This window comes from Candidatus Protofrankia californiensis (assembly GCF_900634765.1).
In the GTDB taxonomy this organism is placed as follows: Bacteria; Actinomycetota; Actinomycetes; order Frankiales; family Frankiaceae; genus Protofrankia; species Protofrankia californiensis.
On sequence record NZ_CAAAFT010000358.1, the window covers coordinates 1,680 to 6,421 of the forward strand.

Here is a 4,742-nt window from a genome sequence, read left to right on the forward strand (position 1 = left end):
GTGTCAGGGCCGGCATGGGCGGCACCGGCGGCATGGGCATGGGCATGGGCATGGGCTGCCCTATCGGAGCCACCGGCTCCGTCGCGCGCCGGCGGATGCGCGAGCGACACGGCGACGATGAGCAGCGCAAGGACAGCGCGTGCCCGCCACGTCCGCACAGCTGTTACAGCCGTCACAGAGCCGTTCACCGCTGTTCGGGTCGCAGGGGCACGAACACGGCCGACGGACCGGACACGCCCGGTGGCGCAACGTCCACCAGCCGAACCGACCCCGTGTCAGCGAGGGCGAGAAGTTGCCGCGCCGCGGCGACCACGACCGCTCCGTACAGGCAGGCGCAGGAGTCACCCAGCGCCGCTGCCTCGTCCGCGGCAAGCGCCCGGGCACCCGCGTCACCGGCAGCACCGGCGGCGTCGGCCCGCGCGGCAGCGGCGTCGGCGGCGCGCGCGAAGGCGGTCCGGACGTCGGCGAGCGGGTCGCGGACGTCCGCGGACAGCGCCGTGCCATCGGGGGGAACCCGGAAGAACACGCGCACGGTCCGCAGGTCCTGGAGCAGTCCGAAGGCCTGTTCCGGCGTCCGGTACCCCGGAAAACCGACGATCGCATAGGTGTCAGGCTGCTCGGGCGCCTGCGCCGAGGCGGTCAGTCGCATCCTCGCCGCCCTCAGGTAGCCCTCGACCGTCTCCTGCGGTGGCGGGCCCAGCAGGACAGCGTCCGCGGGCATCTCCTCGACCGGACCAGGGACGGCGACCGGACCGGAGACCACGGCCGGGGCAACGGCGGCGACGGTGGCAGCATCAACGGCAGCGGCCCGCCGTCGTGCTCGCCAGCCCGGCGGCCGGATCCGCATGCTCCCCCATGGCAGGCAACGCCAGCTGTGTGCGGCCGACCTGCCCGAGATCGCGTCCGCCGGCCGGCCCTCGCGCCAGTGCGGCGATCGCGCTCACCCCGATCACCGAGACCGCACCCAGCACCATCACCCGCATGCTCCGTTCGACGACGAGGGAGCCGCCAAGGCCCCGGCGGGCCGCGGTAGTCTCCACGACCGGGTCACCCTTATCACCGTACGGCACCATCCCGTTACTGTGCGACCTGGCAAGCTCATCGCTGAAACCACTGCCACCGCTGGCCGTATCGCTCGTCCGCGCGCCCAGCGTGGCTCGCATGCTCAAGGCTGTAGTCCGAATGCCCAGAACCCGAGCAGCGAGTGTGTCCAGTACTCGACCTGCGACCGGCAGCACACGTTCGTCCAGGCGATCCAATGTGACGAGCACACCCCGCACAAACCCGGCGACAGCCCGTCCCGTCCGGAGCTTCCCAGTACGGCCTCTGGCCCCGATCCAGCCCTTGGCGAGCTGGATTTTGGCACGCTGACGCTTCAGGGCCTGGAACGTGACCGCCGGGCGACCGGTAACGGTCACGACTGCCGCCGGAGAACGGCCACCGCCTCCGCCAGATCAGGTGGATCAGGGCTGGTGAACGTCACCCACCGGCCGTCCCCGGGATGGGCGAAGGACAGTTGGGCGGCATGCAGCCACTGCCGGGTCAGCCCGAGCCTGCCGGCGAGGACAGGATCAGCGCCGTAGGCGAGATCACCGACGCAGGGATGCCGCAACGCCGACATGTGCACGCGGATCTGATGGGTCCGTCCGGTCTCCAGCCGTACCGACAGCAACGACGCGGCCCGGAACGCCTCTTCGGTGTCATAGTGCGTGATGCTGGGTTTTCCGTCCGCGACCACGGCGAACAGGCCGGACTTGCGCGGATGACGATCGATCGGCGCGTCCACCGTGCCGCTGGACGGATCAGGATGCCCCTGCACCAGAGCACGGTAGATCTTTTCGACCTCACGGTCCCGAAAAGCCCGCTTCAACACGGTGTAGGCGTGCTCACTTTTCGCGACAACCATGATGCCCGTCGTACCGACGTCGAGGCGGTGGACGACTCCCTGGCGTTCCGCGGCACCGCTGGTCGCGACACGGTAACCCGCGGCGGCAAGCCCGCCGATCACGGTCGGACCGGTGAAGCCGGGCGCGGGGTGCGCGGCCACCCCGACCGGCTTGCTCACGACCACGATGTCGTCATCGTCGTGGATCACCTGCAGGCCGGGTACCGGATCAGCCTCCACCCGCACCGGATTCGGCGGTGGCGGCAGTTCGACGTCGAGCCACACCCCGCCACTGACCCGGTCGGACCGACCGCGTACGGTTCCGTCCACGCTGGCATGGCCAGCGTCGACAAGCTGGGCCGCGGCCGTCCGGGATAACCCGAACATCCGCGCGATCACCGCGTCTAGGCGCAGGCCGTCGAGCCCATCGGGGACCACGAGAGCACGCCTGTCCCCCACCCTGTCCCCTATTCTGGTCACCTTGCCGGTCCCGCTACTACCTGTCACGGTCGCCGGCACCCGCCGCCTGCTGCCCGTCGGGACCCCGCCGCCCCTCGGAACCCTCCGGCCCGTCCAGGTCGTCCCGCTGCCCGTCCAGACCGACACCGCGGGCTCCCAGGATGACCGCGAGAACCCCGCCGATCACGATTGCCGAGTCCGCGATGTTGAAGACCGGCCAGTGGTGCAGGTGGATCCAGTCCACCACATGCCCGCGCAGCGGAGCCGGCGCGCGGAAGATCCGATCGGTGAGGTTGCCCAGGGCTCCACCGAGCAGCAGCCCGAGCACGACCGCCCACGGCAGCGACTTCAACGTCCGGGCGGTTCGCGCGATGACCACGACAACCACCAGGGCGACGATGCTGAACAGCACGGTCGCACCGCCGGCAAGGCTGAATGCGGCCCCCGGGTTGCGGGTCAGCCGAAGGTCGAGCAGGCCGGGAACCAGGTCGACCGGGGCCCGGTTCGACAGATGCGCCACAGCGACGATCTTCGTGACCACATCGATGGTGACGACCGCAAGGCCAGCACCGGCCAGCGTGGCCACCGCACGCGGCGATCGACGCACCGGCTGTGGTCCACCTCTGTTGGTGCGGCTCCTGTTGATGCGGTTCCCCTCGTGGGCCGGCGAAGCATCGGGGTCCGGAGCACCCGGATCATCCAGGCCCGGGACGGGTCCCCTGCTTTCCACCCCGGCAGTCACATCCCCACCGGTCCCGCCCGTGGACGACGTCTCCCACACCCGACCCACTCTACGGCCAGAACACACCATGACCGTCGGCCCCCGGCCACGCTCCGCCTGCCGGAAGTCATGCCCGACCAGCCAACGGCCATCCCCGCCCCGTCAGAAGACCTTCACGACAAGGCGGATTTCGCTCTCGGTTTCCACACCCTCACGGTCGGGCCGAAGTTAACAAGACGGCCGTTCCCGCAAAGATGGCTGACGGCAAGGTTGTTGCTGTGCCCTCATGATCGGTCTGGGGTTGGCGAGCGGAGGCGACAGCGTACACGTCTCGATCTTTACCGAGGGCGCACCGCTGCGACCCGACCCTCACCAGAACCCTCGACCACGCCCTGCACTCGGAAGACGTGGGTGGAAACCGTCGTCATCGCAGCGGTTTCCACCCACGCCTTCCGGATCTGTAGGTAGATTTCGTCGTCATCGCAGCGGTTTCCACCTACTGGCCCGGGGAGCCATGCCTCCGGCTGCGCGGAAAGAGCATGATCGCGCAGCCTTCGGCTCTCTGCTCCAGGACATAATCGCTGCCACGGTTGGGGACAAAGGGGGATCGGGTTGAGCATCGTGGCGGATATTCCGGGCGTCCTGTGGGGTGCCGTCGCAGCCGCGGCGGACCTGTGGTGGCACCTGGCGTCCGGGCAACTGCTGGGCTGGGTCGGGGTGGTCCTGGCCGTCGGCGTGGCGCTCGGCCTCGCCGGGCATGTGGACCGGCGGATCGAGCGGGGACGGTTCTACCTCACCCGCAGGCTGAACGGCTACCGCAGACACGGCGACTACGTGGGCGGCCACGAGTGGAAGGCCCGGCGGAGGCGATGGCTCGCCGAGACCGGCAAGCGTCCGTGTCACATCTGCGGAAAGCCGTGGCGGGACGGACCCTCGGGCGTCGGCTACCACGCACACCATGTCGACTACTTCCGGGCCGGCTCGGGTCACGAGTCCGACCGCGACCTGGTCCCCATCTGTCACCGCTGCCACACCCGCGTCCACAAGGTCGACCGTTACCTCGGGCCGTTCGGCACCCGCGCGCTGGGACTGTCGCTGCGGCGCTGCACCGGTATTGTCCGCGCTGTCCACTGGCCGGTCCGGGTGCTGCGGGGCGGCTCCGAAACCGTGCCCGTGCCCGCGGCACGCCGCCGACCGCGGCGACGCCCGGTGAGCCGCCGGCGTGCCGCTGCCGGGACGCCGCCGGCGCGGGGCACGGTCCGCCGCAGCCGTCCCGTGCCGGACGACGTCGAGCACCAAGATCGTCCGATGGGCGCTGGCAGGTCCCGAACCGGCGGTTAGGCCCCGACCTGCCGGCAGACCCTGAACCCGCCGACGGTTCCTGAAGGTAGCGGCAACTCCTGAACCCTGCCGGCAGTCCTGGGCAGACGGTCAGGTCCTGAACCCACCGGTGCTTCTGAACCAGCCCGGCAGGTCCTGAACCGGCCCGGCAGGGGGCCGCCGGATGCTCCGCCTCATCCATTACGCTTGTTACAGCGGACGGCGTTGACGGGACAAGTAGCGGCGGGCGCAGCCAGGGACGACCGGTTGAGACGGCGTCCAGCGAGCCGGGGACGGTGCAAGCCCGGCGGCCAGCGCGCTGTGAAGATCACCCCCGAGCCGCCGGGAGAACAGGGC

General features: G+C 70.2%; 5 protein-coding genes. 1 reads left to right on the plus strand and 4 read right to left on the minus strand.

Annotation, left to right across the window (positions count from 1 at the left end; translation table 11 throughout):
- Positions 1–184: 184 nt before the first annotated feature.
- From DD1DGNOD_RS18610 to DD1DGNOD_RS18625, 4 genes are all read right to left on the minus strand, one after another.
- Positions 185–763 carry a hypothetical protein gene (locus DD1DGNOD_RS18610; protein WP_131770714.1) on the minus strand — a complete coding sequence of 193 codons (579 nt, stop codon included), beginning with the start codon at positions 761–763 and terminating at the stop codon, positions 185–187.
- A 31-nt stretch (positions 764–794) separates the two neighbouring features.
- Positions 795–1,040 carry a hypothetical protein gene (locus DD1DGNOD_RS27265; RefSeq protein ID WP_165036858.1) on the minus strand — a complete coding sequence of 82 codons (246 nt, stop codon included), beginning with the start codon at positions 1,038–1,040 and terminating at the stop codon, positions 795–797.
- A gap of 374 nt (positions 1,041–1,414) precedes the next feature.
- A complete protein-coding gene (locus tag DD1DGNOD_RS18620) occupies positions 1,415–2,365 on the minus strand; it encodes an RluA family pseudouridine synthase (protein WP_206443288.1) in 951 nt (316 codons plus the stop codon).
- 16 nt (positions 2,366–2,381) lie between these two features.
- Positions 2,382–2,951, minus strand: a complete 570-nt coding sequence (locus DD1DGNOD_RS18625) for a signal peptidase II (protein WP_241251666.1) — start codon at positions 2,949–2,951, stop codon at positions 2,382–2,384.
- Between the two features lie 735 nt (positions 2,952–3,686).
- On the opposite strand from DD1DGNOD_RS18625, the gene DD1DGNOD_RS18630 reads away from it, so the two are divergent.
- Positions 3,687–4,406, plus strand: coding sequence for an HNH endonuclease (locus tag DD1DGNOD_RS18630; protein WP_241251670.1), 720 nt, complete (start codon positions 3,687–3,689; stop codon positions 4,404–4,406).
- The last annotated feature ends 336 nt before the right edge of the window (positions 4,407–4,742 follow it).